At 64.6% G+C, this 26,082-nt stretch carries 24 protein-coding genes and 1 riboswitch; of the genes, 17 read left to right on the top strand and 7 right to left on the bottom strand.

The genetic code is table 11. The annotated features are described in order from the left end of the window. Nucleotides 1-2: 2 nt before the first annotated feature. Nucleotides 3-863, bottom strand: a complete 861-nt coding sequence (locus QUV11_RS07510; protein ID WP_300881350.1) for an oxygenase MpaB family protein — start codon at nt 861-863, stop codon at nt 3-5. 146 nt (nt 864-1,009) lie between these two features. Between QUV11_RS07510 and QUV11_RS07505 the strand changes: the two genes are divergently transcribed. The 5 genes from QUV11_RS07505 to QUV11_RS07485 all read left to right on the top strand — a co-directional run bounded on the left by QUV11_RS07505 (nt 1,010) and on the right by QUV11_RS07485 (nt 8,746). Continuing rightward, on the top strand, nt 1,010-3,664 hold the full coding sequence (locus tag QUV11_RS07505; protein WP_300881349.1) for an EAL domain-containing protein: 2,655 nt from the start codon (nt 1,010-1,012) through the stop codon (nt 3,662-3,664). A 97-nt stretch (nt 3,665-3,761) separates the two neighbouring features. Then, nucleotides 3,762-5,582 (top strand): arylsulfatase, encoded by a 1,821-nt coding sequence (locus QUV11_RS07500; RefSeq protein ID WP_300881348.1) that lies wholly within the window; start codon nt 3,762-3,764, stop codon nt 5,580-5,582. A 25-nt stretch (nt 5,583-5,607) separates the two neighbouring features. Then, entirely contained in the window at nt 5,608-6,666 is a 1,059-nt protein-coding gene (locus QUV11_RS07495; protein WP_300881347.1) for a glutathione S-transferase C-terminal domain-containing protein, read from the top strand. After that, nucleotides 6,663-8,324 (top strand): sulfatase, encoded by a 1,662-nt coding sequence (locus QUV11_RS07490; RefSeq protein WP_300881346.1) that lies wholly within the window; start codon nt 6,663-6,665, stop codon nt 8,322-8,324. Before QUV11_RS07495 ends, QUV11_RS07490 begins: the two co-directional genes overlap by 4 nt. Continuing rightward, nucleotides 8,324-8,746, top strand: a complete 423-nt coding sequence (locus QUV11_RS07485; protein WP_300881345.1) for a hypothetical protein — start codon at nt 8,324-8,326, stop codon at nt 8,744-8,746. Before QUV11_RS07490 ends, QUV11_RS07485 begins: the two co-directional genes overlap by 1 nt. Here QUV11_RS07485 and QUV11_RS07480 read toward each other — a convergent pair. The 5 genes from QUV11_RS07480 to QUV11_RS07460 form a co-directional block, all read right to left on the bottom strand. After that, nucleotides 8,703-9,635, bottom strand: a complete 933-nt coding sequence (locus QUV11_RS07480) for an SUMF1/EgtB/PvdO family nonheme iron enzyme (protein WP_300881344.1) — start codon at nt 9,633-9,635, stop codon at nt 8,703-8,705. The genes QUV11_RS07485 and QUV11_RS07480 overlap by 44 nt on opposite strands. Nucleotides 9,636-9,640: 5 nt before the next feature. Beyond that, nucleotides 9,641-10,237 carry a TetR/AcrR family transcriptional regulator gene (locus QUV11_RS07475; RefSeq protein ID WP_300881343.1) on the bottom strand — a complete coding sequence of 199 codons (597 nt, stop codon included), beginning with the start codon at nt 10,235-10,237 and terminating at the stop codon, nt 9,641-9,643. Nucleotides 10,238-10,269: 32 nt separating this feature from the next. Continuing rightward, entirely contained in the window at nt 10,270-10,752 is a 483-nt protein-coding gene (locus QUV11_RS07470; RefSeq protein ID WP_300881342.1) for a DUF1330 domain-containing protein, read from the bottom strand. Between the two features lie 75 nt (nt 10,753-10,827). Further along, nucleotides 10,828-12,603, bottom strand: coding sequence for a DNA helicase RecQ (gene recQ, locus QUV11_RS07465; protein ID WP_300881341.1), 1,776 nt, complete (start codon nt 12,601-12,603; stop codon nt 10,828-10,830). Between the two features lie 65 nt (nt 12,604-12,668). Continuing rightward, nucleotides 12,669-14,060, bottom strand: a complete 1,392-nt coding sequence (locus QUV11_RS07460; RefSeq protein WP_300881340.1) for a sigma-54 dependent transcriptional regulator — start codon at nt 14,058-14,060, stop codon at nt 12,669-12,671. A gap of 204 nt (nt 14,061-14,264) precedes the next feature. On the opposite strand from QUV11_RS07460, the gene QUV11_RS07455 reads away from it, so the two are divergent. The 11 genes from QUV11_RS07455 (at nt 14,265) to gcvPB (ending at nt 24,754) form a co-directional block, all read left to right on the top strand. After that, nucleotides 14,265-14,399, top strand: coding sequence for an aa3-type cytochrome c oxidase subunit IV (locus QUV11_RS07455; protein ID WP_300881339.1), 135 nt, complete (start codon nt 14,265-14,267; stop codon nt 14,397-14,399). Nucleotides 14,400-14,411: 12 nt separating this feature from the next. Next, nucleotides 14,412-15,539 (top strand): NAD(P) transhydrogenase subunit alpha, encoded by a 1,128-nt coding sequence (locus QUV11_RS07450; protein WP_300881338.1) that lies wholly within the window; start codon nt 14,412-14,414, stop codon nt 15,537-15,539. Between the two features lie 275 nt (nt 15,540-15,814). Then, nucleotides 15,815-16,030 (top strand): type II toxin-antitoxin system HicB family antitoxin, encoded by a 216-nt coding sequence (locus QUV11_RS07445; RefSeq protein ID WP_300881337.1) that lies wholly within the window; start codon nt 15,815-15,817, stop codon nt 16,028-16,030. A 21-nt stretch (nt 16,031-16,051) separates the two neighbouring features. After that, entirely contained in the window at nt 16,052-16,336 is a 285-nt protein-coding gene (locus QUV11_RS07440; RefSeq protein ID WP_300881336.1) for an NAD(P) transhydrogenase subunit alpha, read from the top strand. 68 nt (nt 16,337-16,404) lie between these two features. After that, nucleotides 16,405-17,865, top strand: a complete 1,461-nt coding sequence (locus QUV11_RS07435) for an NAD(P)(+) transhydrogenase (Re/Si-specific) subunit beta (RefSeq protein ID WP_300881393.1) — start codon at nt 16,405-16,407, stop codon at nt 17,863-17,865. A 5-nt stretch (nt 17,866-17,870) separates the two neighbouring features. Further along, a complete protein-coding gene (locus tag QUV11_RS07430; protein ID WP_300881335.1) occupies nt 17,871-18,566 on the top strand; it encodes an aspartate/glutamate racemase family protein in 696 nt (231 codons plus the stop codon). A gap of 134 nt (nt 18,567-18,700) precedes the next feature. Continuing rightward, nucleotides 18,701-19,870 (top strand): deoxyguanosinetriphosphate triphosphohydrolase, encoded by a 1,170-nt coding sequence (locus tag QUV11_RS07425; protein ID WP_300881334.1) that lies wholly within the window; start codon nt 18,701-18,703, stop codon nt 19,868-19,870. 88 nt (nt 19,871-19,958) lie between these two features. Further along, nucleotides 19,959-20,051, top strand: a riboswitch (glycine riboswitch). Between the two features lie 175 nt (nt 20,052-20,226). Further along, nucleotides 20,227-21,363, top strand: coding sequence for a glycine cleavage system aminomethyltransferase GcvT (gene gcvT / locus QUV11_RS07420; RefSeq protein WP_289619623.1), 1,137 nt, complete (start codon nt 20,227-20,229; stop codon nt 21,361-21,363). A 27-nt stretch (nt 21,364-21,390) separates the two neighbouring features. Then, nucleotides 21,391-21,762, top strand: coding sequence for a glycine cleavage system protein GcvH (gcvH, locus tag QUV11_RS07415; protein ID WP_289619624.1), 372 nt, complete (start codon nt 21,391-21,393; stop codon nt 21,760-21,762). A 59-nt stretch (nt 21,763-21,821) separates the two neighbouring features. Then, the gene (gcvPA, locus tag QUV11_RS07410) at nt 21,822-23,180 is read left to right on the top strand and encodes an aminomethyl-transferring glycine dehydrogenase subunit GcvPA (protein ID WP_289619625.1); all 1,359 of its coding nucleotides are present in this window, start codon (nt 21,822-21,824) and stop codon (nt 23,178-23,180) included. Next, a complete protein-coding gene (gene gcvPB, locus QUV11_RS07405; RefSeq protein WP_300881333.1) occupies nt 23,177-24,754 on the top strand; it encodes an aminomethyl-transferring glycine dehydrogenase subunit GcvPB in 1,578 nt (525 codons plus the stop codon). Before gcvPA ends, gcvPB begins: the two co-directional genes overlap by 4 nt. Nucleotides 24,755-24,811: 57 nt before the next feature. Here gcvPB and QUV11_RS07400 read toward each other — a convergent pair whose 3' ends face one another. Continuing rightward, on the bottom strand, nt 24,812-25,309 hold the full coding sequence (locus QUV11_RS07400) for an isoprenylcysteine carboxylmethyltransferase family protein (protein WP_300881332.1): 498 nt from the start codon (nt 25,307-25,309) through the stop codon (nt 24,812-24,814). Between the two features lie 83 nt (nt 25,310-25,392). Between QUV11_RS07400 and QUV11_RS07395 the strand changes: the two genes are divergently transcribed. Further along, nucleotides 25,393-26,037 (top strand): DUF938 domain-containing protein, encoded by a 645-nt coding sequence (locus tag QUV11_RS07395; RefSeq protein WP_300881331.1) that lies wholly within the window; start codon nt 25,393-25,395, stop codon nt 26,035-26,037. The last annotated feature ends 45 nt before the right edge of the window (nt 26,038-26,082 follow it).

The following is a 26,082-nucleotide window of genomic DNA, read 5'->3' as shown; positions in this document are numbered from 1 at the left end:
GGTCACGCCGAGGCGGTCGAGCTGCGCACGGTGCTGCCTTGCGACAGCGCCCAGCGGGTGATCGCGGCCATACCGGTGGTGCCGCCGCGCACCGCGAGCCGCGCGGGCAGCGAGATCGAAAGTCCGTGCATCGATCGTGCCCAGCCGGGCAGCAGATCGACGCCGGCCTGCATGGTCATGTGGTGGAACGGGGCTAGCCTGGGGCTTGCGGCCGGCTGGTGGAGCAGCAGGTCGGCGATCTCGCGGGTGCGTTCGTCGAAGCGCAGCGACGGGCGCGCATCGCGGATGAACTGCTGCGCGGCGCGATACGACCGTGGCACCGGATCGGCGCCCAGCATCGCACCGACCTCGGCCATCTCGGCAAAATAGCGGTCGCGGTCGCGCAGCGACATATGCGGCTTGGAATAGCGGATATAGCTTTCGACGAAGCACAGGCTCTCGGTGACGTGCACCCAGGCCAGCGACTGCGGATCGTTGGCCTCATAGGGTGTACCATCGGGCAGGGTGCCGCGGACATGATCGTGGATCCGTCGGATCCGTGCCATTTCGCCCAGCGCCTGGGCCTTGTCGCCAAAAGTGGTGCGGGCCAGGAACCCCGCTGTGCGCCGCAGCCGGCCGCGCATGTCCTGGCGGAACACCGAATGGTCCCAGACGCCCGCCAGCACCTTCGGGTCGAGCATCTGCAGCAGCAGCGAGGCTATGCCGCCGATCATCATCGCGGTGACATCGCCGTGCACCTGCCAGCAGACCGATTGCGGCCCGAACAGCCCTTCATCCTCGTGCGAGATTTCGATCACCTTGCCGGTGGGGTCGGCGAAGATTCTGCGGATTTCGGTTCCGATGGACTCGCGCAGGTTTTGCATGGCTCCAATATGGGGGCGCACATGCGGTTTGCCAATTGGCAGTTTTGCGACGAGCTGCCAGAGAACCCCCGATTTTACACGGGTTTCGCACCAATCCGGGGCCGTCAGTAACGCTTTGCTAATCGCAACGCTTTATGCGCAGATCCATGTTCGGACAGAAGCGATCAGAACCTGATTATGCCCAAACGCCGTTGATTACCCGCTCGGATCACGGCGTCACCGAACCCCTGAGCGGAATCAACCCCATTTCGGCAACGTCCCTGCTGGCGATCTCGGCCTTGTGGCCCATCGTCATCGGGGTGCGGACGCTCGCCTTGGTCATCACCGTTGTCGCTGGTGGCTTTGCGCTCAGCCAGGTTTCGCTGCCCATCGTGCTGGCCATCCTGCTGTCGATCGTCATCGACGTCGCGATTGTCCTGCCCGCAGTCAGCAAGCGCGCACGGCTGCTTGCAGGGGTGCGGTTTCCACGGCTGCTGGCGACGGTTGTCTGCCTGTCGTCTGCTGCCTACGGCTTTGCGCTGCTCAGCATTGCGCATACTCTGGGGTCGGTTGGCGAGCTGTTCGGCCTGATTGCGCTGCTCGGGGCGCTGCTGCCTTCGCTGGCCGTGCTGGTTCCGCACCGGATGCTGATGTTCCTTGCGAGCGTTGCCACCGCGCTGGGCGTATTGGGTGCCTGCGGCGACGTGCGGATCATGCTGGGCGCGATGGTGTTCCTGCCTGCGATGCTGCTGGTGGCGTTGATCCGCAGCAAGGAAGACCATGATGCCGAAGCCAAGGTCGACGAGCAGAAGCTCAACAACGAACGCGCGCGCTGCCTGCTTTCCGATTATGAGAAATCGGGGCGCGGCTGGTTCTGGGAGACCGACCGCCACGGCCGGATCGTCTATATCAGCCGCGAAGCGATCAGCGCGATCGAGGCCGATCCCGAAACGATCATCGGCCAGCCGCTGAGCGCCGTGATCTGCTCGCCCGGCGTCGAGGGCGGCGGCAGCGAGCGCACCTTCAACTTCCATTTTTCCGCACGCACCGCGTTCAACGATCTGGCGGTGCATGTCGCGCAGTCCAAGGAAGAGCGCGCCTGGTCCTTGTCGGGTGGTCCGTTCTACAACGACTTTGGCCAGTTCGTCGGCTTTCGCGGGCACGGTACCGATCTGACCGAGGTCAAGCGGTCGCACGAGGCGGTCACCCAGCTCGCGCGCTACGATAACCTCACGGGCCTGGCCAACCGTCTCTACATCAAGGAGCTGTTCGAAAAGGCCCTGGCCGGGCATCGCGGCGAACCCAGCCCGTGCTCGCTGTTCCTGCTCGATCTCGACCGTTTCAAGCAGGTCAACGATACGCTGGGCCACCCGATCGGCGATGCTCTGCTCAAGCAGGTGTCCGAGCGGCTGAAGCGCACGATCGGCGACAGCGGTGAAGTGGGACGCGTGGGGGGAGACGAGTTCCAGGTGGTGCTGCCCGGGATCATCAGCGAGGAGCGGCTGGCCGATATTGCCCGTTCGGTGATCGTCAATCTCAGCCATCCCTATATGGTCGAAGGCAACCAGATCGTCATCGGCGCATCGGTGGGCATCGCGATTGCCGATGGCCGCCATGTCTCGGGCGCGGAAACGCTGATCCGTAACGCCGACCTTGCGCTTTATTCGGCGAAGGAAAACGGCCGCGGCATCTGGAAATTCTACAACGAGGACATGCACAAGGTCGCGCACGAGCGCCGCGCGCTGGAAGGCGAGCTCCGCGCCGCGCTGCAGGCCGGCGGAATGAGCGTTGCCTATCAGCCGGTGGTCAATGTCGCTACCGAGACGATCAGCGGGTTCGAGGCCCTGGCGCGCTGGGAGCACCCGGTGCGCGGCGCGATCAGTCCCGGCGTTTTCGTTCCCATCGCCGAGGAGTCGGGCCTGATCATGCAGCTTGGCGAATGGGTGCTGCGCACGGCGTGTGCCGATGCCGCCGCCTGGCCGCGCCAGGTGCGGATCGCGGTCAACGTTTCGCCGATGCAGTTTGCCGATCCCGCGTTTCCGGCGATCGTGCTCAATGCGCTGGCGCAAAGCGGGCTGGAACCCGAGCGGCTCGAGCTGGAAATTACCGAAAGCGTGTTTCTCGACGACAAGCTCGACGCGGCGCGGATCTTCGAACGGCTCAAGGCAATCGGCGTGCGGCTGGCGCTGGACGATTTCGGCACCGGCTATTCGGCGCTGGGCTATCTGCGCAGCGCGCCGTTCGACAAGATCAAGATCGACCAGAGCTTCGTCCGGGGTGCCGCCCAGTCGGGCAGCGCCAACAGCGCGATCATCCGCTCGATCGTCTCGCTTGCCGAGGCGCTCAACATGGAAACCACCGCCGAAGGCGCCGAAACCATCGATGAGCTCGAACTGATCCGCTCGCTCGGCTGCAGCCATGTCCAGGGCTATATCTACGGCAAGCCGGTGGGCCTGAAAGAGGCGAACGAGCGGCTGGCGGGGGTCGACAGCCATGTCGAACCGATCGGCCACCGGCACAGCCGCGAAACGCGCTACAAGGTGCTGCGGACGATCGGCATCCACCATGATGGCTATTGCTATCCGGCCCGGATCAAGAACATTTCGCCCGGCGGTGCGCTCATCGAGGGGCTGTGGGATGTGCCGCAGGGCACCGAATTCGAAGTGGCGCTTGGGGTGAACCTCAAGGTCAAGGCGGTGGCGCGCTGGTCGATCGAAGACCGCACCGGACTGCAGTTCGACATGCCGATCAGCCTCGAGAAATTCCGCCGCTCGACCCCGCCGCCGATCACGAGCAGCGTTCCCGATCTGCTGCGCGCCTGACGCGTCGCACGCCATCGGCCGGTCTTGCGCCCATCATGGATATGTCATAGCGTATGTCAAAATGGCTGTAAGGCCATGTTTGAAGAGAGGCGGGCGCGTGACAGGCATCGGGCAAAAAATCGCGTGGCTGCTGCTCGCCGCGTCAGGTGCCGTGTCGATTGCGCTGGCTGCCCCGCTCGCAATGTCTGGTCCGGACAGCACGGATCCCGTCGCCGCTGCCCCCAAGACAGGCGCGTCACCCAATTTCGTCGTGCTGCTGGCCGATGATCTGGCTTTGATGGATCTGGGCATTTACGGCGGCGAGGCGAATACGCCGAATATCGACATGCTGGCGCAGCGCGGACGGATGTTCACCCGGTATTACACGTCGCCCCTGTGCTCGCCATCGCGCGCGATGCTGCTCACCGGGCTCGACAATCACCGTACCGGGGTCTCGACCATCCAGGAGGTGATCCCTGCCGAGCATATCGGCAAGCCCGGCTATTCGCTGCGCTTCGAGCCGGGCGTCACCACGATTTCCGAGCGGCTGAAGGGGCAGGGCTATCGCACCTACATGACCGGCAAGTGGCATCTGGGCCATGGGCCGGGCGACCTGCCGGGCGATCACGGCTTTGACCGCTCGTTCATCCTCGATGCCTCGGGCGCGGACAACTGGGAGCAGAAATCCTATATGCCGTATTACAAGACGGCGCCCTGGTTCGAGGACGGCAAGCCCGCTACCCTGCCCAAGGATTTCTATTCGTCCCGCTTCCTCATCGACCGGATGATCGACTATATCGACGGCGGACGCGATGATCAGCCGTTCTTTGCCTATATCGGCTTCCAGGCAGTCCATATTCCGGTGCAGGCCCCAGCAGAGTTCACCCGCAAATATGCCGACACCTATCGCGAGGGCTGGGCGGCGATGCGCACCGCGCGCTGGCAGCGCGCGCAGGCGATGGGGCTGATCCCGCAGGGTGCGCCGCTCGCTGAACCGCCCCAGGGCCTGCGCGCATGGGAAAGCCTGAGCACAAAGGAGCAGGCGCTGTTCGCGCGGCACATGGCGATCAACGCCGGGATGATCGAGGCGATGGACCACCATATCGGCCGGCTGGTCGCGCATCTCAAGGCCACCGGGCAATATGACAACACGGTGTTCGTGTTCACCTCGGACAACGGCCCCGAGCCGAGCAACCCGATGGCGGGATCGCGCATGATGGACCTGTGGACCCGCGCCAATGGCTATAGCGTTTCGGCGGACAACTGGGGCGAGAAAGGGACCTATGGGTTTATCGGACCAGAGTTCGCCAATGCCGCAGCCTCGCCGGGCGCGATGTTCAAATTCTACACCAGCGAGGGCGGGCTGCATGTGCCGATGATCATGGCCGGGCCCGGGATCGCCCCGGCGGGGCCGAGCGCTGCGATGACGCTGGTCAGCGATATCGCGCCGACAGTGCTGGCGATGGCCGGCGGCAGCGCGAATGCCGATGCGTTCGACGGCGCGTCGCTGGTGCCGCTGCTCACGGGCGAGGCGGATGCCGTGCGCTCGGCAGACGTGCCGGTGGGTTTCGAGGTCTCGGGCAACGCGGCGCTGTTCAAGGGGGCCTACAAGCTGGTGCGCAACCTCAAGCCCTATGGCGATGGCGAATGGCGCTTGTTCGATATATCCAGCGATCCGGGCGAGACCAGGGACCTGAGCCAGGCGGACCCGGCAAAGTTTCGCGAACTGATGGCGGATTACCGCGCTTATGCCCGACGCAATGGCGTGCTGGACATGCCCGATGGCTATGATTCCACCCAACAGATCGGCATCAATACGCTCAAGAAGATGGCTGGGCACTATTGGTGGGTGCTGGCCGGGGTGGCGCTGGCGATCGTGCTCGGCATTTATGGCCTGGTCAGGCTGTTCCGCCGCCGGAGGCAAGCGCGCGCGGCTTGACCTCTTCATGGTATTGGCATAGCCTATGCCAATAAAAACCATGTCGGAGGATGCGATGCACGCGGTCGAACTGCTCGGGGCTCCGGGATCGCCATATTCGCGCAAGATGCTGGCGTTGCTGCGCTATCGCCGGATCGCGCACCGGATGATCTGGGGCAGCCATATGAACCCGATGCCCGGCTATCCCGCGCCCAAGGTCAAGCTGCTGCCGACGGTGTATTTCGGGGAGGGCGATGCGCGCGAGGCAGTGGTCGATTCCACGCCGATCATCCGGCGGCTGGAGGCCGAGCACGCCGGGCGGTCGGTCATCCCCGAGGACGAACTGCTGCGTTTCCTCGACATCCTGATCGAGGACTTTGCCGACGAGTGGATGACCAAGGCAATGTTCCACTATCGCTGGCATTACAGCGAGGACGCCGCCAATGCCGGGCCGCTGCTGATCTTCTGGCAGGACAGCACCTACACTGACGCTGTTGCCAGACCGATGGCGGATGGCTTTGCCAAGCGGCAGATCGACCGGCTGTATGTTGTCGGCTCGAACGACACCACGGCACCGATCATCGAGGCGAGTTACAAAAGGCTGGTCGGCATTTTCGACCGCATCGTCCAGCGCCAGGGCTTCGTGCTCGGCACGCGCCCCTCGGCGGCGGATTTCGCGATCTATGGCCAACTGACCCAATTGGGCATCGTCGATCCCACGCCGGCGCGGATCATGGCCGCAGCCTCGCCGCGTCTGCGCGCCTGGCTCGACCGGGTCGAAGACCTGTCGGGTCTTCCTGATGGCCAGTGGCTTGGGCTTGCCTCTTTGTGGGGGCATCTGGGCGAGCTGCTCGCCGAGATCGGCCGCGTCTATGTGCCGTTCCTGCTCGCCAATGCGCAGGCCGCCGCGGCTGGAAAAAGCGAGTTCGAGGCGACCATCGATGGTCAGCTTTGGACCCAGCCGGTGTTCCCTTACCAGGCCAAGTGCCTGCTGACGCTGCGTGCGGCGCGCGAGGCCTTGTCCGAAGACGCGAGGCAGGCGCTCGACGCGCTGCTCGCGGGAACCGGATGCAACGAGATGTTCGTAGCGGAACCGGCGGCATGATCCGCAAGGGTCTGATCGCTCTGCTCGTTCTGCTGCTGGCAGGCGGAACCTGGGCATGGTTCAACAAGAGCACGGTGCTGCTGTTTGCAGCGGCCAACTTCGGCAAGCACGATGTCGGGCCCAATCGGGATGTGGCGTGGCAGAGGGGGCCGGATGCGCCCGCGGTGCCAGCGGACCAGCGCCCGCCCAACATCGTCTTCATCCTCGCCGACGACCTTGGCATCAACGATATCTCGACCTTTGGCGGCGGGGTCGCTGGCGGCATGGTGCCGACGCCGAACATCGATCGGCTCGCGGGCGAGGGCGCGATCTATTCCAACGCCTATGCCGGTACCGCGAGCTGTGCGCCCTCGCGCGCGATGATCCTGACCGGGCGTTACCCCACCCGCACCGGTTTCGAGTTTACGCCGACGCCCGACGGCATGGGCCGCATCGTTTCGGCGCTGTCCGACGAAATGGATTCGGGTCTGCCGCCGCTGACCTACAAGGAAGCCGCGGTGGAGGGCGCGCCCAGCTTCGACGGCCAGGGCCTTCCCGGCAGCGAGCAGACGATCGCTGAGATCCTCAAGCCCGCAGGCTATCACAGCGTGCATATCGGCAAATGGCATCTGGGCGATGGACCCGAGTTCGGCGCCAATGCGCAGGGGTTTGACGAGAGCCTGTTGATGGCCAGCGCGCTGCACCTGCCCGAGGACGATCCCAATACGGTCAACGCCAAGCTGCCCTTCGATCCGATCGACAAGTTCCTGTGGGCGCGGATGCAATATGCCAACAGCTACAATGGCGGCGACTGGTTCAAGCCCAAGGGCTATCTCGCCGATTACTGGACCGACGAGGCGATCAAGGTGATCGAGGCCAACCGCAACCGGCCGTTCTTCCTCTACCTTGCGCACTGGAACGTCCACACCCCGCTGCAGGCGACCAAGGCCGACTACGAGGCGGTCGGCGACATCAAGCCGCACCGGTTGCGGGTCTACGCCGCGATGGTTCGCGCGCTCGACCGCAGCGTCGGGCGGATCATGGCGTCGCTGAAAGAGCAGGGGCTCGACGACAACACAATCATCGTGTTCTCGAGCGACAATGGCGGCGCGGGCTATGTCGGTCTCCCCCAGATCAACGCGCCGTATCGCGGCTGGAAGCTCACGCTGTTCGAAGGCGGTATCCGCGTGCCGATGTTCGTGCGCTGGCCCGGACGGATCAAGCCCGGCACGGTGGTGGACACGCCGGTGGCGCATATCGACCTGATGCCGACCTTCGCCAAGGCGGGCGGCGCAACCTTGCCCGCCGATCTTATCATCGATGGCGTCGACCTGCTCGGCGACGATCCCGCCAATCCGGTGGGCAAGCGGCCCGACGACGCAATCTACTGGCAGAGCGCTTATTACAAGGTGGTGCGGCAAGGGGACTGGAAGCTGCAGGTCACCGAACGTCCGGCCAAGACCTGGCTGTTCAACCTGAAGCAGGATCCCACCGAAAAGCGCGATCTTGCAGCAAGCAATCCGGCCAAGGTGACCGAGCTCAAGGCGCTGCTCGCCAAGCACCAGCAAGGCGCGCGCAAGCCGCTGTATCCGCACACGATCGAGGCGCCGGTGGCGATCGACAAGCCGCTGAACGTCAAGTTCAAAAAGGGTGATCCGTATATCTACTGGCCCAATTGATGGCCGACCTGCTGCCTGCGCCCGAGACGCGCTTGCCCGCCACGGCATCGTCGCGATTTCTGGTGCTGTGCGGCGTGTTGTCGGTCGTGCCGGGCGCGATCCATGTCTTTCTGCCCGATGGCGGGGCGGGGGTGATCGCCGGGCTCGATCTGGCACGGGACGGTGGGCGCACCATCGGGCTGTTCGCCTGGGCGGGCGCGACGCAGATCGTCTGGGGGCTGACGATGCTGGCGATCGCTTTGCGTTATCGCGCTCTGGTCCCGCTGGCACTGACGTTGCTGCTGCTCGAACGGACCTTGCACGCGCTCAATTTCTGGGTGCTCAAACCCGGCACCCATCACCCGCCCGAAAGCTACGCGGTGCTGGTCGCGCTGCCGATCATCGCGCTGTTCCTGGCGCTGGCGCTGCGGCATCGCGGATGATGCGAAAGCCGATATGGTTGGAGGAAAAGTCGTTTTCCTGCGGCTGGCGCGCCGCCGGACGATAGCGCGCACAGAAGTTCGCGGCGCACAGCCAGCTGCCGCCCTTGATGATCATCCGGGCCTCGTCGACCGGGCTGTCGGTCCATTCCCAGACATTGCCGATCAGGTCGTGCACGCCGTTGCGGTCGGCAGGAAAACAGGCCGCGGGCGCGGTGCCCGAAAAGCCATCCTTGCCTTCGTCGACCACCGGAAACACGCCCTGCCAGTGGTTGGCGCGCGGCGTGCCGGAATCATCGACCGCGCCCGAAAAGCGGTTGGCCGGATCGGGCAGGCCGGTGCTCGCGGCATATTCCCATTCCTCCTCGGTCGGCAGGCGTCCGCCCGCCCATTTGGCATAGGCGCGCGCATCGGCGAGCGTGACGTGCACCACCGGGTGGCGACCCTTGCCCGCGATCGAGGACCCCTTGCCCTCGGGTTCGCGCCAGGTCGCGCCCTTGCGCAGCACCCAGCGGCCGTTGCGCCCGTCAGCGTCGCGCAGGAACAGCGCTGATCCGGCTGCGGGATCGTCGCTGGTCGCGGCTGTCTCCGCCTCGGTGATATAGCCGGTTGCCTGCACGAACGCAGCGAACTGGTCGTTGGTCACCTCGTGGCTCTGGATCGCAAAGCCGCTGACGCTGAGCCGCATCGACGGGCTCTCCTCGGGATACAGCGGATCGGCGCCCTTGAGGAAGGACCCTGCGGGCAGGGGGATGAAGCGCCCGGGTTCGAACGCATCCGCTGGGCAACCGGGGCGGGTCGCGGTCTGCTGGTCTGGCTGAGCCGCTGGCTGACCGGTGCACGCGGGCAAGGCGAGCGACGCGGCGCACACCAGAACAAGCGCTCCGCGCACAGCGATCAGTCGAGCAATTTGGTGATGGTCAGCTTCACGACATCGGCGGCCTGTTCGATCGACAGATTCTGGTCCTGCCGCAGCCTGCGCCAGGTCTGGAAGCCCGCGCACATCTCGATCGCCGAGAACTGGGTGGCGTTGCGGCGCACCGGCTCGGGCAGCACGTTCTCCAGCCCGGTCCGCTCGAGATGCAGGAAGCGCTGGTAGTTGAGCATCAGATACTGCGAACTGAACCTCCGGATGCTGGCGGCGATCTTGAGCGGCATGATCTTTTCGTAGATCGTCGCACGGCGTTCGAGCAACTGGTCGAGTTGCGCCTGCCAGCCATCGCCGGTGAACGGCTGTTGGATGATGGGCATGATCTGTGCCTCCATCCGTTCGGTCATCTCGCTGTAAAGACTGTCCATTTCCTCGAAGTGGCGAAACACGGTGCGCGCGCTGACACCGGCACGCTCGGCGATTTCGGCAGCGCTGGGTTCCATCTTGCCGCCCATGATGATGTCGAGCATCGCATCGACAATCGCGAGGCGGCTGCGCTCGCTGCGCTGTTTGCGGCCATCGGGATGGGGAGTTGGCGCGGGGTCCTGGGGTGTTTCAGTCATGTAAGACGCCTTAGTCTGCTGCCTTGCGTCTGTCACCCCTTCGCGCCGACCTGCGCTAGGATAGGTTGCAGCCACGGCATGGCCATCGCCTCGGTCGAAAGCACGGTCTCGATGTTGAGCTGCCCGTCGAGGCCCGCGCTGCGGTGCACCGCAATTTCGCGCCATTCTTCGGACATCGACATCCGGACCATATCGCCGCGCTTGGGATAGACGCCGATCGCGACCTCGTCCCAAAGCTCGCCGACCTGACCGAGCGACAGATAGGTAACGTCGGCAGCGAACATTGCGATCCCGCCAAACTTCGGCAGCAGCTGCGAAACCGCGCGGCCATAGATCATATACGCCTCGCGCCCGCTAAGGTCGGTGGCGCGGCCATCGTCATAGACCGCCTTGTCCTTGAACTTGAGCAGGTTGATCATGAAAATCGGGCCGTCGGGCCCCGGCTGCATCAGCCCTGCCATGGTCGCCGGGTCGCCGGGGAAGACCTCGTTCAAGACGGTGAACGGCTGGGGCATGACGCTATCCTCTCACTCTCATTTTAGAGGGCGAGGCTATATATTGGCATAATGCCTGTCAATACATCCGCTGCGTCAGGCAGTGTGATCCAGGATGACCTGCAGAAATGCTTCGCCATAGGCTTCCAGCTTGCGCGTGCCGACGCCGGATATGCGCGACAACGCGTCGAGGCTGCGCGGGCTGCGGTCGGTCATCTCGCGCAGCGTGCTGTCGTGGAAGATCACATAAGGCGGCACACCGGCTTCCTGCGCCAGTTCGCGGCGACAGGCACGCAGCGCCTCGAACAGCGGATTGCTGACCGGATTGGGTGTGTCGCCCGAACCGCGCCTGCCGCGCTTCGCGCGTTTGGGTGGCAGCACCAGCGACAGTTGCACCTCGTCGCGCAGGATCGCGCGCGCCTCTGGACCCAGCATCAGCCCGCCATGCTCATTGGTGTCGAGCGCATCGCGCAGCAGCAGCGCGCGCGCGACCGGCTTGAGCAAGGCGACCTCGTCGTCCTGGACGATGCCGAACACCGACAATTTGTCGTGCCCGCGCTGGGTGACCTTGTCATTGGTCTGGCCGCGCAGCACTGCCTCGAGATGGCCGATGCCAAAGCTCTGCCCGGTGCGATACACCGCCGACAGCAGTTTGCGCGCGGTCTGGGTCGCATCGATGCTGGCAGGCGGGTTGAGGCAGTTGTCGCAATTGCCGCAGGTTTCAGGTGGGCTTTCGCCGAAGTGGCGCAGCAATACGGCGCGGCGGCATTGGCCGGTTTCGACCAGTGCGCCGAGCGCCGAGATGCGCGCGCGCTCGCCGGCCTGGCGCTCGGGCTCGATCTCGCCGATCCGCATCCGCGCGCGCGCGAAATCGTCCGCGCCCCAGAACAGATGCGCCTCGGCGGGTTCGCCGTCGCGGCCTGCGCGGCCCGATTCCTGATAATAGCCCTCGATCGACTTGGGGAGGCCTGCGTGCACGACGAAGCGCACATCGGGCTTGTCGATGCCCATGCCGAAGGCGACCGTGGCGCACATCACCATGTCTTCGCTGGCGATGAACGCATCCTGGTTGGCGCGGCGCACTTCCGGCGGCATCCCGGCGTGGTAGGCGCGGACCTGGCGCTTGCCATCACGGCCCAGTTCCTCGGCAAGCTTTTCGGTGCCCGCACGAGTCTGCGCATAGACGATGCCGGAGCCAGGATTGGCAGAGACCAAATCCCCGATCTGCCGGGTCAGGCCGTCGCGCGGATGCACGGCATAGCGGATGTTGGGCCGGTCGAACCCGGCGATGATCATGCCGTCGCGCTCGATGCCCAATTGCTTGAGGATATCCTCGCGGGTGTGCGCGTCGGCGGTGGCGGTCAGCGCCAGCCGCGGGCGATCTGGGAAGCTGTCGAGCAGTGGGCGCAGCAGGCGATAGTCGGGGCGGAAATCATGCCCCCATTCGGAGACACAATGCGCCTCATCGATCGCGAACATCGCGATCGGTGCGCGGCCGAGGAGATTGCGGAAGCCTTCCGAGCTCGCGCGTTCGGGGGCGACATACAGCAGGTCGAGCTCGCCCGCGCGGAAGCGGTCCTGCGTCTCCTGCCAGTCGGCATCGACCGAGGTCAGGCTGGCGGCACGAATGCCCAGCGCGCTCGCCGCGCGCAACTGGTCGTGCATCAGCGCGATCAGCGGCGAGATGACCACGCAGCAGCCGTCGAGGGCGACCGCGGGAAGCTGGTAGCACAAGGATTTGCCCGCGCCGGTGGGCATGATCGCCAGCGTGTTGCGACCCGCCATGACGCGGCCGACCACCTGGTCCTGCACGCCGCGAAAGGCGGAGAATCCGAAAGTCTCCTGCAAGACGTCAAGGGTGGGCCGAGTCATCCGCCCGCTCTTATGGGCGGCAGCGTGCACAGGGAAGGGAAAAAGCCGCGGGGACGGCGTCGCGGTCAGGCGGCGTTGTCGATGCCCAGTTCGGTGAGCTTGCGGTACAGCGTCGACCGGCCGATCCCCAGCCGCCGTGCGACTTCGGTCATCCGCCCGCGATAATGGCCGATGGCGAGGCGAATGACATCCGCCTCGATCTCCTCGAGCGGGCGGAGGTTGCCGTCTTCGGCATAGAGCTGGATGCCGATCCCGTCATGGCTGGGCGATGCGCGGCGCGGTTCGTCCTCGCCCAGTATCGTGGTCAGCTGCGGAAACTCGGATGTGGTCAGCGCATCGCCGTCGCAGAAGATCGCGGCGCGGAACAGGGCGTTCTGCAGCTGGCGGACATTGCCCGGCCAGCCGAAGCTCGACAGGAGCGACAGCGCTTCGTCGGTAATGCCGAGGCCGCGCATCCCCGGCTGTTCGGCGATGCGGTTGAGGAAATGGCGGACCAGCGCCGGGATGTCGCTGGAGCGATCGCGGAGTGCCGGAATGGTGATCTGCACCGGCGCGATGGCGTAATACAGGTCTTCGCGGAAGGTGCCCGCCTCGACCATGGGTTTGAGTGGCGAATTGCTGGCGCAGATAAAGCGCACATCACAGCGCAGACCGTGCCGTGCGCCGAGCGGACGGATTTCGCCCTCGCGGATCGCGTCGGCGAGCTTGGCCTGCGATTCAAGCGGGATCTGATCGATCTCGTCGATGAACAGCGTGCCGCCATCGACTCGCTGGATCACGCCGACGTGCCGGTCGAAGGCACCGGGAAAGGCACCGCGTTCATGGCCGAACAGTTGCGATTCGATCTGGCCGCTCGACGCGCCCGAACAGGTGACCAACCGCAGCGCCAGCTTCGAGCGCGGGCTCGAGGCGTGGATGGCGCGCGCGATCATCTCCTTGCCGGTGCCGCTTTCGCCCTCGATCAGCACCGGGCTGTGGGTGCGCGCGGATTTGGCGGCGATGGCCAGCGCGGCGCGGAAGCGCGGCGAGGATCCGATCATCTCGTCGAAATCGAGCGGCGCGGCGATCTTCTCGGTCAGCGGGCGCAGCTCGTCGGCATCGTCCTTGCGGGTGGCGGCGTTGAGCGCGGCGACCAGGCGATCGGGCGCGATCGGCTTGATCAGGTAATCGGTGGCGCCCGCGCGCATCGCTTCGACCGCAAGCAGGGGCGAGGTGCTGGCGGTGAGCATCAGAATCGGCAGGGCAGGGCGGCGCGATTTGAGTTCGGCGATCAGCTCGGCGGCTTCGTCGCCCGGCACCCACTGATCGAGGATGATCGCATCGAGCATCATCCCTTCCTGCGTGCCCAGCATCGCGATCGCGGTTTCCGAATCATGCGCGAACACCGTACGCCATCCCGCCTTGGCGGCCAGTGCAGCCACCAGACGGCATTGCGCCGGTTCGTTGTCGATCAGCATCACACGGCGGATTTGCTGATCTGCGTCTGTTCGTTCTTTTGCCATCATGGGTTCGTCTAACGGCATGTGGTAAAAACCCGATTAAAGCTATGCTTGTGCGCACACTAGCGAAATGAGGCTTGCGGGATTGAGCCGCGCCCGCCATTCGGTTAAGGCGAACCGACTTTAATTTCGGCAACATTTGTAATGGGGAAGGCTCTGACCATGGCCAACGATACATCCACCAACAACATCGACTCTGCCCGCCAGACCTATGAAGGCTTTATGGGCTGGATGAAGACCGGCTCGATCATCGCGGCGCTGGTGACAGCGTTCGTCGTCGTTCTTATCGCCAGCTAAGCGGCGACCTGCATGAAAATCGCGGTCCTCAAGGAGCAGGCATCGGGTGAACGGCGCGTTTCGGCGAGCCCGGAAACGGTCAAGAAATTCATCGCGCTCGGCGCGGACATGGCGGTGGAAACCGGGGCAGGCGAGTTTGCATCGGTCTCCGATGCCGATTTCGCCGCTGCCGGGGCCACCGTTGCTTCGCGCGCCGAGGTTCTGGCCGGGGCCGACATCATCTTCGGTGTGCAGGGACCCGACCCTGCCAGTCTTGCCGGCGCAAAGCCCGGCGCGATGATCGCCGCTTCGCTCAACCCGTTCGGCGAGCGCGCCCGGATCGACGCCTATGCGAGCGCAGGCTTCCAGGCCCTGGCGCTCGAGTTCATGCCGCGCATCACCCGTGCGCAGTCGATGGACATCCTGTCATCGCAATCGAACCTCGCCGGATACAAGGCGGTGCTCGACGGCGCATCGGAATATGGCAAGGCCTTTCCGATGATGATGACCGCAGCGGGCACCGTGTCTGCCGCCAAGGTGTTCGTGATGGGCGTCGGCGTCGCCGGGCTCCAGGCGATCGCCACCGCACGCCGTCTGGGCGCGCAGGTCTCTGCCACCGACGTGCGTTCGGCGACCAAGGAGCAGATCCAGTCGCTGGGTGCCAAGGCGATCTTCGTCGAGAACGTCGCCGGCATCGAGGGTGAAGGCGCAGGCGGCTATGCCACCGAAATGTCCGACGAATACAAGGCGGCGCAGGCCGAATTGGTATCGTCGCACATCGCCAAGCAGGACATCGTCATCACCACCGCGCTGATCCCGGGACGTGCCGCGCCGCGGCTGGTTTCGGACGCGCAGATCGCCAGCATGAAGCCGGGCAGCGTTCTGGTCGATCTTGCGGTCGAGCAGGGCGGCAATGTCGAAGGCGCCGTGGCGGGCGAGATCGTCGTCAAGCATGGCGTCAAGATCGTCGGCCACCGCAACGTGCCCTCGCGGCTTGCCACCGACGCCTCCGCGCTGTTCTCGCGCAACCTGTTCAACTTCTTCTCCGCCTTCTGGGACAAGGAAGCCAAGGCGCCCGTCTTCCCCGACGACGACGAGATCGTCCAGGGCGTTCGCGTGACGATGGGCGGCAAGGTGGTCAGCGAAAGGTTGCTGGGTTAGCCGAACGGCTTTGGGATGTTGATGCTGCATATGGCCAAGAGTGACAAGCTCCTCACCCAAATGCGCAACAACCCCAGGGATTGGCGTATCGAAGATATCATAAAGGTGTGTGGGTCGGCAGGCATAGCCTGCACTCCGCCCACCAAGGGATCGCACTATAAGGTGAAGCACATCGCCAGGGCTGAGATATTGACGATACCGGCACATCGTCCGATCAAGCCAGTATACATCCGCGAACTGGTCCAGTTCATAGATGCGGTCAAAGGAAGTTCGAGATGAAGCCACACGATTATGAGGTCGACATATTCCCGCTTTCGCCTGAGGACGGCGGAGGTTTTGGTGCTGTTGCTCCGGATCTGCCTGGGTGTCGTTCGGATGGTTCCACTCCGCAAGAAGCTCTCGAAAATATCTATGATGCCATAGCCTGCTGGCTTGAGGCATCGCACGAAATGGGGCGTGCCATTCCCCAGCCGCGCCGAGCGGCGGCCTGATAACGAAAAAGGGCGAGCTATATGGACTTCATCTCAATCCTCTCGATTTTCGTGATGGCCTGCTTTGTCGGCTATTACGTCGTCTGGTCGGTGACCCCTGCGCTGCACACGCCGCTGATGGCGGTGACCAATGCGATTTCGTCGGTGATCATCGTCGGCGCGCTGATTGCCAGCGCCGAGGCCGGGTCGGATATCGCGAAATATCTGGGTCTGCTGGCGGTGGTGTTTGCATCGGTGAACATTTTCGGTGGCTTTGCCGTCACCGAGCGCATGCTTGCGATGTACAAGAAGAAGGAGCGCAAGTGATGGCGCTGGGGGCAATCATGAATTTCAACCGTCATCCCTTGACCTTCGCTGCGGCCGCGGCCGGCGCGATGACCTCGGTTCCCGCGTTTGCTGCGGGCGGCGAAGGCACCGCGGTGAGCCCCTGGGTTTCGCTGGCCTATCTGGTCGCGGGCGTGTTCTTCATCCTCGCATTGCGTGGGCTCTCGAGCCCCGAGACCAGCCGCGACGGCAACCGTTTCGGCATGATCGGCATGGGCATCGCGGTGATCACCACGCTGATCACGCATGATATCGCCAACATCGTCGAAATCATTGCGGCGATTGCAATCGGCGGCGTCGCCGGTTTCGTGATCGCACGGCGGATCAAGATGACCGACATGCCGCAGCTGGTTGCGGCGTTCCACTCCTTGGTCGGCCTGGCCGCGGTGCTGGTGGCACTGGCCGCGTGGCTCAACCCGGATGCGTTCGGCATTCTCGATGCGACCGGCCAGATCCTTGCGGTCAGCCGCATCGAAATGGGGCTGGGCGTTGCGATCGGTGCGATCACCTTCTCAGGCTCGGTCATCGCGTTCCTGAAATTGAACGGCAACATGTCGGGCTCGCCGATCATGCTGCCGGGCCGTCATGTGATCAACCTGGGCGTGCTTGCCGCGATCCTCGGGATGATCGCGGTCTACACGGTGTCGCCTGCGGGCGGCCCCGGCGAAGGCTGGCTGTTCCTGGCGATCACTTTGCTCGCGTTCATCATCGGCTTCCTGCTGATCATCCCCATCGGCGGCGCGGACATGCCGGTCGTCGTCTCGATGCTCAACAGCTATTCGGGCTGGGCGGCCGCGGCGATGGGCTTCACCCTGTCGAACACCGCGATGATCATCACCGGCGCGCTGGTCGGCTCGTCGGGTGCGATCCTCTCCTACATCATGTGCAAGGCGATGAACCGCAGCTTCATCTCTGTGATCGCGGGCGGCTTCGGTGCCGACACCAGCGGCGGTGGCGCAGGCGCGGCCAAGGTCGACAGGCCGTGGAAGCGCGGCAGCGCCGAAGACGCGGCCTATATGATGAAGCAGGCCGAAAGCGTGATCATCGTGCCCGGATACGGCATGGCGGTGGCGCAAGCGCAGCACGCGCTGCGCGAAATGGGCGACCTGCTCAAGAAGGAAGGCGTCAGCGTCAAATATGCGATCCACCCGGTCGCAGGCCGCATGCCCGGCCACATGAACGTGCTGCTCGCCGAAGCCAACGTGCCCTATGACGAAGTGTTCGAGCTCGAGGACATCAACAGCGAGTTCGCTCAGACCGATGTCGCGTTCATCATCGGCGCCAACGACGTGGTCAATCCCGCGGCCAAGACCGACAAGTCCTCGCCGATCTATGGCATGCCGGTGTTCGATGTCGACAAGGCCAAGACCGTGTTCTTCATCAAGCGCTCGATGGGCGGCGTAGGCTATGCAGGCGTCGACAACGACGTCTTCTACATGGACCAGACGATGATGCTGCTGGCTGACGCGAAGAAGATGGTCGAGGATATCTGCAAGAATCTGGGGCACTGAGCCGCATGCGGAAAATCGGCCTGATCGGCGGGATGAGCTGGGTTTCGACCGAAACCTATTACCGGTTGATCAACAAGGAAGTGCAGAAACGCGCCGGATCGCTGTGCAGCGGTCCGATCGCGATCGAAAGCCTGAACTTCTGCGATATCGCGCAGGTCACCACGCCCGAGGGCTGGGACCATGCGGCCGAAAGGCTGACCGCAGCGGCGCGTTCACTCGAACAGGCGGGCGCCACCGCGATCCTGATCTGCGCGAATTCGATGCACAAGGTCTATGACCGGGTTCAGGGCGCAATCTCGGTGCCGATCCTGCATATCGCCGATTGCGTCGGCGAGAAGATGCAGGCCGATGGCATCAAGCGCGCCGCCTTGATCGGAACGCGCAACGTGATGCTCGAGAGCTTCTACCGCCAGCGGCTGATCCGTCACGGCATCGGCCTGCTGGCCCCGAACATGGAGCGGGTCGAGGAGATCGACCGGATCATCTATGACGAGCTGATGGAAGGCCGGGTGGTCCGCGAGTCGGAGCGGACGATGAAGACCTTCCTCACCAACATCGCCAAGGAAGACGTCGAGGCGGTCGTGCTGGGTTGCACCGAGCTCGAGATGATCATCGACACCAAGGCCAACGTGCTGCCGATCTATGACGGCACAGCGATCCACGCGCATGCCGCGGTCGACTGGATCATGGGCGAGGGTTGATCGTTAACCCGCTTTGCCCGATGGAATGTCCGTTTTCCGGCGAACACCGGACTCCAGGGCGATCTTGCACACTCTGATTCCTGGGCTCCGGCGTTCGCTGGGGAACGGCGATCTTATGGAACGGTATCAGACATATGCACCCCCGCGCTCCTTATGCCTGCGATCCGGCCGCCACGCACGGGCGGCAATATGCCGAGGGCGGAGCCCCGACGCGTGGCCCACGCAGCGCCTTCCAGCGCGACCGCGACCGCATCATCCACTCGATCAGCTTCCGCCGCCTGCGCCACAAGACGCAGGTGTTCGTCGCGCCCGATGGTGATCATTACCGCGTCCGCCTGACCCACAGCCTCGAGGTCGCGCAGATCGGCCGGACAATTGCTCGGGCCTTGGGGCTGGACGAGGATCTGACCGAAGCCCTGTGCCTCGCGCACGACATCGGCCATCCGCCCTTCGGCCATTCGGGCGAAGATGCGCTGGAAGAGGCGATGGCAGGGCAGGGCGGCTTCGACCACAATGCCCACACGCTGCGCGCGCTGCATGTGCTCGAATGCCCCTATCCGCGCTGGCAGGGATTGAACCTGAGCTGGGAAGTGCTCGAGGGCCTCGCCAAGCATAACGGCCCGGTCGGACAGGCGCCCTGGGCGCTCGAGGACATCGACGCGGGCTTCGATCTTGACCTCACCCGCTTTGCCTCGCTCGAGGCGCAGGTCGCGGCGGTGGCCGACGACATCGCCTATGACAATCACGATATCGACGATGGCTTGCGCGCCGGCTTTCTGGCGTTCGACGATTTGCTCGCGTTGCCCTTCGCCGCCGCGCAATGGGACGGGATCCGGGCGCGCTTTGCCGATGTGCCGCCAGAGCGGCTGCAGGCCGAGTTCGTGCGCGACCAGATCGGCCTGATGGTCAACGACGTCATCGCCGCCACCCGGGCGCGAATCACCGATCTGGGTGTTGCCAGCATCGAGGATGTCCGCGCCGCAGGGCAGACGATCGCGGGCTTCTCCGATGCGATGGCGGCGCAGGAGCGCCAGCTCAAGACGTTCATGTACGAACGCGTCTATCACCATCCCCGCCAGCTTGAGGCGGCTGCGCTGGCGCGCGAGGTGGTCGCGGCGCTGTTCGCGGCGTATCGCGCCGATCCGGCGCTGCTGCCCGAGGACTGGCGCACACGGTTGCCCGGCGCAGAGCCGGCGCAGAGCCGCCATATCGCCGACTTCCTCGCCGGGATGACCGATCGCTTCGCGCTGACCTGCCATCGCCAGATTTTCGGCCACGCACCCGAGGGCCTCAGCCACGTCTGACGTGCATATATTGCATCGCAGCGTAATTCGATTGACAGCCCGTTTGGCTTTGGTCATTCCCTGAGCCGTCGATGGGGCGCAAGCCCTTGAAAACGACACGGGAGAGCGCGGGGTGCAAGCCCCGCCACCGAAGGAGCAACCGCCCCGGAATCTCTCAGGTCATCGGGACCGTGTCGTTAGTCGGCGCTCTGGAAAGCGAGTGGCCCTGCCGGGCTGCTCCACCGAAGGGGTAAATGGGGGTCCGCGATGCGGATCATCATGAAAGCTCTCAGGTTCAAGTGACAGAGGGGGTTGGATGTCGGGCAGGGCCACAAGGCCGTGCTGTGCCATTCAGCCTCATGCCACCGGAGCGCCTGATGACCACCGACTATATCGCCGAAATGCTCGAGCGCATTCCCGACAAACTGCTGCCGCTGGACGCCTGGCACCGCGCGCGCGGTGGCCGGATGGTGTCGTTCGCGGGCTATCAGATGCCGGTGCAGTATGAAGGCGTGATGGCCGAGCATCTGTGGACCCGCGAGAACGCGGGTCTGTTCGATGTCAGTCATATGGGCCAGGTGCTGCTCACCGGCGAGGATCCCGACGGTGCGCTCGAATCGGTGGTTCCCGGCGAGATCGCCAAGCTGCCCGTCAACCGCATGCGCTATTCGCTGCTGCTGGGTGACGAGGGCGGCATCCTTGACGACCTGATGGTCACCCGGCGCGAGCGTGACCTCTATCTGGTGGTCAACGGCGCCTGCAAGTACGACGACCTTGCCCATATGCGCGAGACCTTCCCCGACGAGGTGGTGATCACCTTGCTCGACGAGCGCGCCTTGTTCGCGCTGCAGGGCCCCAAGGCCGCCGAGGCGCTGGCCAGCCTGATCCCCGAGGTCGCAGACCTGTATTTCATGCAAGCCGGCGCCTTCACCTTCGAGGGCATGTCGCTGTGGATCAGCCGCTCGGGCTATACCGGCGAGGACGGCTTCGAGATCAGCCTGGATTGCGACCACGCTGCGGCCTTTGCCGACCGGCTGTGCGCGATCGACAGCGTCAAGCCTATCGGGCTGGGCGCGCGCGATTCGCTGCGGCTCGAGGCGGGCCTGCCGCTCTACGGCCATGATCTCGACGAAGAGACCAGTCCGGTCGAAGGTGACCTGATCTTTGCGATCAGCAAGCGTCGTCGCGCCGAAGGTGGATTCGCAGGCGCCGAGCGCGTGCTGGGCGAGCTCGCCGATGGAGCCCCGCGCAAGCGCGTCGGGCTCTCCGTCGAGGGGCGCCAGCCGGTGCGCGAGGGCGCGGAGCTTTTCCTGGGCGACCGCCTCGTCGGCAAGGTCACCTCGGGCGGATTTGCGCCCAGCCTCGGCGTTCCGATCGCGATGGCCATGGTCACGGCGGGCGTTGCAGAAATCGGCACCGCGCTGGAAGCCGAAGTGCGCGGCAAGCGTATCGCAGTGACGGTCGCGGCCATGCCTTTTGTCCCGCACCGCTATCACCGCGTCAATAAAACCTGAACCTTCAAGCACCTACGGAGCCAGATCATGAGCCGCTATTTTACCGAAGAACATGAATGGGTCGAAGTCGAGGGCGATATCGCCACCGTCGGCATCACCGAATATGCGCAACAGCAGCTGGGCGATGTCGTGTTTGTCGACGTGCCTGCCGAGGGCAAGCAGTTCGACAAGGGCGATGAAGCCGCCGTGGTCGAATCGGTCAAGGCCGCTAGCGATGTCTACAGCCCGGTTTCGGGCACCATCGTCGAGGGCAACGACGTGCTCGCCGACGAGCCTGCCCTGGTCAATACCGACCCCGAAGGCGATGGCTGGTTCTTCAAGCTCGAGCTCAGCGATGCCAGCGAGCTCGAAGGCCTGATGGATGAGGGCGCCTACAAGAAATATGTCAAAGGCCTCTGATTTCATTAGCAATCTCTGACGTCACCCTGGCTATCCCGCCAAAGGACATTTGATCGACCATGCGTTATCTCCCCCTCAACTCCCATGATCGTCAGGCCATGCTGGCCACCGTCGGTGCCTCGACGATCGATGACCTGTTCATCGATATCCCCGAGGAAGCGCGGCTGACCGGCCCGATCCACGATCTGCCGATGCACGCGCCTGAAATGATGGTCGAGCGCCACATGAAAAAGCTCGCCGGGCAGAATCTGGTTGCGGGGGAGGTGCCGTTCTTCATGGGGGCAGGGGCGTATCGCCACCACGTCCCGGCGTCGGTCGATCACCTGATCCAGCGCGGCGAGTTCCTCACCGCCTATACCCCGTATCAGCCCGAAATCGCGCAGGGCACGCTGCAGATGCTGTTCGAGTTCCAGACCCAGGTGGCGCGGCTGCTCGGCGTCGATGTCGCCAATGCGTCGATGTACGATGGCTCGACCGCGTGCTGGGAAGCGATCGGCATGGCGCGGCGGATCACCAAGCGCGCGACCGCCCTGCTGTCGTCGGGCCTGCACCCGCATTATGTCGGCGTCGCCAAGACCATGGCGCGGTTCACCGGCGATGCGCTGGTGCACTCCGCGCCGAGCCTGACCGCCGAGACCGACATCGACGAGCTGATCGCGCAGATCGACAAGAACACCAGCTGTGTCGTGGTGCAATACCCCGACATCCTGGGCCGCGTCGGTGATCTCACCGCGCTGGCCAAGGCGACACAGGCCGCCGGTGCGCTGCTGATCGCGGTGGTCACCGAGCCGGTGGCGCTGGGCGCGCTGCGCAGCCCGGGCGAAATGGGCGCGGACATCGTGGTTGGCGAAGGCCAGTCGCTCGGCGTCGGGCTGCAGTTCGGCGGGCCGTATGTCGGCCTGTTCGGCTGCAAGCAGAAATATGTCCGTCAGATGCCCGGCCGGCTGTGCGGCGAGACCGTCGATGCCGAGGGCAAGCGCGGCTACGTGCTGACGCTGTCGACCCGCGAGCAGCATATCCGCCGCGAAAAGGCGACGAGCAACATCTGCACCAACTCGGGTCTGTGCGCGCTCGCGTTCAGCATCCACATGACCTTGCTGGGCGAAAAGGGTCTGCGCTCGCTCGCCGAGATCAACCATGCGATGGCTGTGACCGCCGCCGACCGTCTGGCGAAGGTCCCCGGCGTGTCGGTGATGAACGAGAGCTTTTTCAACGAGTTCACGCTGGTTCTTCCCAAGGATGCGCGCGCAATCGTGCGCGAACTGGCCGATCGCCAGATCCTGGGCGGGGTGTCGCTCGGACGGCTGTATCCGGATGAAGACGAGCTTTCGCACGGACTGATCGTAGCGGTGACCGAAACCGCGACGGTCGAGGATATCGAGGCCTTTGCGGCCGCTTTGCAGGAGGTGCTGGCATGAGCATGAACAACCAGGGCCGCCCGACTCGCCAGTCGGTCGATGACGCAGGCGGCGTCCAGCAGACCAGCACCGGCAACCGCGCGCTGATGCTCGAGGAAGCACTGATCTTCGAGATCAGCGATTCCACCCGCACCGGCGTCGATCTGATGGACGCGCCCAAGGTCGCATCGCGCCTCGGCGGGCTCGAGCGCAAGGCCGCGATCGGCCTGCCGGGCCTGTCCGAGCAGGAAACCGTGCGGCATTACACCCGCCTCAGTCGCCAGAATTATGCCATCGATCTTGGCCTGTTCCCGCTGGGATCGTGCACGATGAAGCACAATCCGCGGCTCAACGAAAAGATGGCGCGGCTTCCTGGCTTTGCTGACATCCACCCGCTCCAGCCGATCCACACCGTGCAGGGCGCACTCGCCGTCATCGACGAACTCGGCGAATGGCTGATCAAGCTCACTGGGATGGCAGGCGTCGCGATGTCGCCCAAGGCGGGCGCGCATGGCGAGCTTTGCGGCATCCTCGCGATCCGATCGGCGCTCGAGGCACGCGGCGACAAGCGCTCGGTGATCCTGGTGCCTGAAAGCGCGCACGGCACCAACCCGGCTACCGCGGCATTCGTCGGCTATCAGGTCGAGGACATTCCCGCCAACCCCGATGGCCGGATCAACCTCGAGGCGCTGATCGCGCGTCTGGGCCCCGATGTTGCGGGCGTGATGATCACCAACCCCAACACCTGCGGGCTGTTCGAGCGCGATCTCAAGACGATTTCGGACGCGGTGCATGAAGCAGGCGGCTTCGTCTATTGCGATGGCGCCAACTTCAACGCGGTGGTCGGCAAGGTGCGCCCGGGCGACCTCGGCGTCGATGCGATGCACATCAACCTGCACAAGACCTTCTCGACCCCGCATGGCGGTGGCGGTCCGGGTTCGGGTCCGGTGGTGTTCTCCGAGGCGCTCGCGCCGTTCGCGCCTTTGCCGTTCGTCGAGCGGATGGACGATGGCCGTCTCGCGTTGATCGAGGAGGAAAGCGCCGAGGACCATCACGCGTCGAGCTTTGGTCGCATGGTCGCGTTCCATGGCCAGATGGGCATGTTTACGCGCGCTTTGGCCTATATCCTTAGCCATGGCGCAGACGGACTCAAGCAGGTTGCCGAGGACGCGGTGCTCAACGCCAACTACATCCTGCGCTCGCTCGAAGACGTTCTCGATGCGCCGTTCGCGGGCGCCGGGCCGTGCATGCACGAAGCCCTGTTCTCCGATGCGGGACTGGCCGATGGCTTCTCGACCATCGACATCGCAAAGGGACTGATCGACGAGGGCTTCCACCCGATGACGGTCTATTTCCCGCTGGTGGTGCATGGCGCGATGCTGGTCGAACCGACCGAGACCGAAAGCAAGGCCGCGCTCGACCAGTTCATCGGCGCGCTGCGCTCGGTGGCCGAGCGCGCCAAGGCGGGCGATGCGTCGCTGCACAGCGCACCGCATTTCGCCCCGCGCCGCCGTCTCGACGAGACGCTGGCCGCGCGCAAGCCGGTGCTGGTGTGGACCGAGCCCGCCGCTGAACAGGCCGAGGCTGCAGAATAGGAGAGGGAAGGCCCGTCCGGCCCAGCGCCAGGCGGGCACTTTCTTGGCTGCCGGAGGTCAGAGCCAGCGGCGCACGCGGCGGCAATAATCCTGATACGGCTTGCCAAATCTCTGGGTTAAGTATGTCTCTTCCTTGGCAATCACCGCGCGGTCGATGGCGATGAACGCGAACGGCACGAACAGCAGCACACCCGCGCTCGCATCCCAGATCGCATAGCCGATATGGATGATCACCATCGCCAGATACATCGGGTTGCGGCTGTGCCGATAGGGCCCGCGCGCGATGATCGCCTGGCTCGGCGTCCACGGTTCGGGGTTCTCGCCATAGGCGCGGAACATGCCGAGCGAGACGATCAGCACCGCAATCCCCGCCATCATCAGCGCAAAGCCGATCCAGCCGATATCGCGGCTGATCGGCATCGCCGGAAGGCCGAGCACCCGGTCGGCGAGCAGCCCGAGCAGGATGAAGCCCAGGAACACCAGAGGCGGCGGAAAGCCGACCGATGGCGCGATGCTGGCATCGATGCGCGGCAACTGAGGCGGTTCGTCTTGCATGATCGGGCCACCGTGGCGGCTCGCATCGGCTGTGGCAAGCTGCCCGATTGCGCGGTAGCCGATATCGCGGCATGGTTCGCTCGATGACCGACCCAAAACCCTGGCTGATCGACGAGGCAGGCGCAGAAGCGCGCCGCCATGCGCCTGCCACCCTGCGCAACCGCGACGCGATCGCCGAGGTGCTGCGCGACCATCTGCCCGCCACCGGCAATGTACTCGAGATCGCCAGCGGCAGCGGCGAGCATATCGTGCATTTTGCGCAAGCCTTCCCGCACCTCGTCTGGCAGCCCAGCGATTGCGAACCCGCCGCGCTCGCCTCGATCGCGGCCTGGGCTGCGCAAGCGGGCGCATCCAATGTGCGGCCGCCTCTGCCGATCAATGCCGCGCAGCCCGGCTGGCCGATCGAGAGCGCCGACGCCATCATCTGCATCAACATGGTGCATATCAGCCCGTGGGATGCGACGCTGGGATTGTTCAAGGGCTGCGCGCAGGCACTCGCGGATGAGGCGCCCATCCTTCTCTATGGGCCTTATCTCGAGGAAGGCGTGGAGACGACAGCCTCCAATCTTGCATTCGATGACTCGCTCAAGGCGAGAAACCCGGCATGGGGCCTGCGCCACCTCGATGACATGGATCGCGTCGCATCGGACCATGGCTTCGCGCGCACCAGCCGCCACGCAATGCCAGCCAACAATCTCACGCTGGTTTATCGGAAGCGTTCGGCGTAGCGCGAGTTGAATCGTTGCTATGTCGGCTTGTGATAGCTGCGAGAA

Source organism: Blastomonas sp. (assembly GCF_030373265.1).
Taxonomy (GTDB): Bacteria; Pseudomonadota; Alphaproteobacteria; order Sphingomonadales; family Sphingomonadaceae; genus Blastomonas.
This window is presented reverse-complemented; position numbering and strand designations above follow the sequence as displayed.

Coding starts and splice junctions, on each gene's coding strand:
- QUV11_RS07430 (WP_300881335.1), top strand. CDS start 17,871: ATGCGGAAAATCGGCCTGATCGGCGGGATGAGCTGGGTTTCGACCGAA.
- gcvT (WP_289619623.1), top strand. CDS start 20,227: ATGACCACCGACTATATCGCCGAAATGCTCGAGCGCATTCCCGACAAA.
- QUV11_RS07470 (WP_300881342.1), bottom strand. CDS start 10,752: ATGCCCCAGCCGTTCACCGTCTTGAACGAGGTCTTCCCCGGCGACCCG.
- recQ (WP_300881341.1), bottom strand. CDS start 12,603: ATGACTCGGCCCACCCTTGACGTCTTGCAGGAGACTTTCGGATTCTCC.
- QUV11_RS07425 (WP_300881334.1), top strand. CDS start 18,701: ATGCACCCCCGCGCTCCTTATGCCTGCGATCCGGCCGCCACGCACGGG.
- QUV11_RS07490 (WP_300881346.1), top strand. CDS start 6,663: ATGATCCGCAAGGGTCTGATCGCTCTGCTCGTTCTGCTGCTGGCAGGC.
- QUV11_RS07435 (WP_300881393.1), top strand. CDS start 16,405: ATGACCTCGGTTCCCGCGTTTGCTGCGGGCGGCGAAGGCACCGCGGTG.
- gcvPB (WP_300881333.1), top strand. CDS start 23,177: ATGAGCATGAACAACCAGGGCCGCCCGACTCGCCAGTCGGTCGATGAC.
- QUV11_RS07505 (WP_300881349.1), top strand. CDS start 1,010: ATGTTCGGACAGAAGCGATCAGAACCTGATTATGCCCAAACGCCGTTG.
- QUV11_RS07475 (WP_300881343.1), bottom strand. CDS start 10,237: ATGACTGAAACACCCCAGGACCCCGCGCCAACTCCCCATCCCGATGGC.
- QUV11_RS07495 (WP_300881347.1), top strand. CDS start 5,608: ATGCCAATAAAAACCATGTCGGAGGATGCGATGCACGCGGTCGAACTG.
- gcvH (WP_289619624.1), top strand. CDS start 21,391: ATGAGCCGCTATTTTACCGAAGAACATGAATGGGTCGAAGTCGAGGGC.
- QUV11_RS07485 (WP_300881345.1), top strand. CDS start 8,324: ATGGCCGACCTGCTGCCTGCGCCCGAGACGCGCTTGCCCGCCACGGCA.
- QUV11_RS07510 (WP_300881350.1), bottom strand. CDS start 863: ATGCAAAACCTGCGCGAGTCCATCGGAACCGAAATCCGCAGAATCTTC.
- QUV11_RS07395 (WP_300881331.1), top strand. CDS start 25,393: ATGACCGACCCAAAACCCTGGCTGATCGACGAGGCAGGCGCAGAAGCG.
- QUV11_RS07450 (WP_300881338.1), top strand. CDS start 14,412: ATGAAAATCGCGGTCCTCAAGGAGCAGGCATCGGGTGAACGGCGCGTT.
- QUV11_RS07440 (WP_300881336.1), top strand. CDS start 16,052: ATGGACTTCATCTCAATCCTCTCGATTTTCGTGATGGCCTGCTTTGTC.
- QUV11_RS07400 (WP_300881332.1), bottom strand. CDS start 25,309: ATGCAAGACGAACCGCCTCAGTTGCCGCGCATCGATGCCAGCATCGCG.
- QUV11_RS07455 (WP_300881339.1), top strand. CDS start 14,265: ATGGCCAACGATACATCCACCAACAACATCGACTCTGCCCGCCAGACC.
- QUV11_RS07445 (WP_300881337.1), top strand. CDS start 15,815: ATGAAGCCACACGATTATGAGGTCGACATATTCCCGCTTTCGCCTGAG.
- QUV11_RS07460 (WP_300881340.1), bottom strand. CDS start 14,060: ATGCTGATCGACAACGAACCGGCGCAATGCCGTCTGGTGGCTGCACTG.
- gcvPA (WP_289619625.1), top strand. CDS start 21,822: ATGCGTTATCTCCCCCTCAACTCCCATGATCGTCAGGCCATGCTGGCC.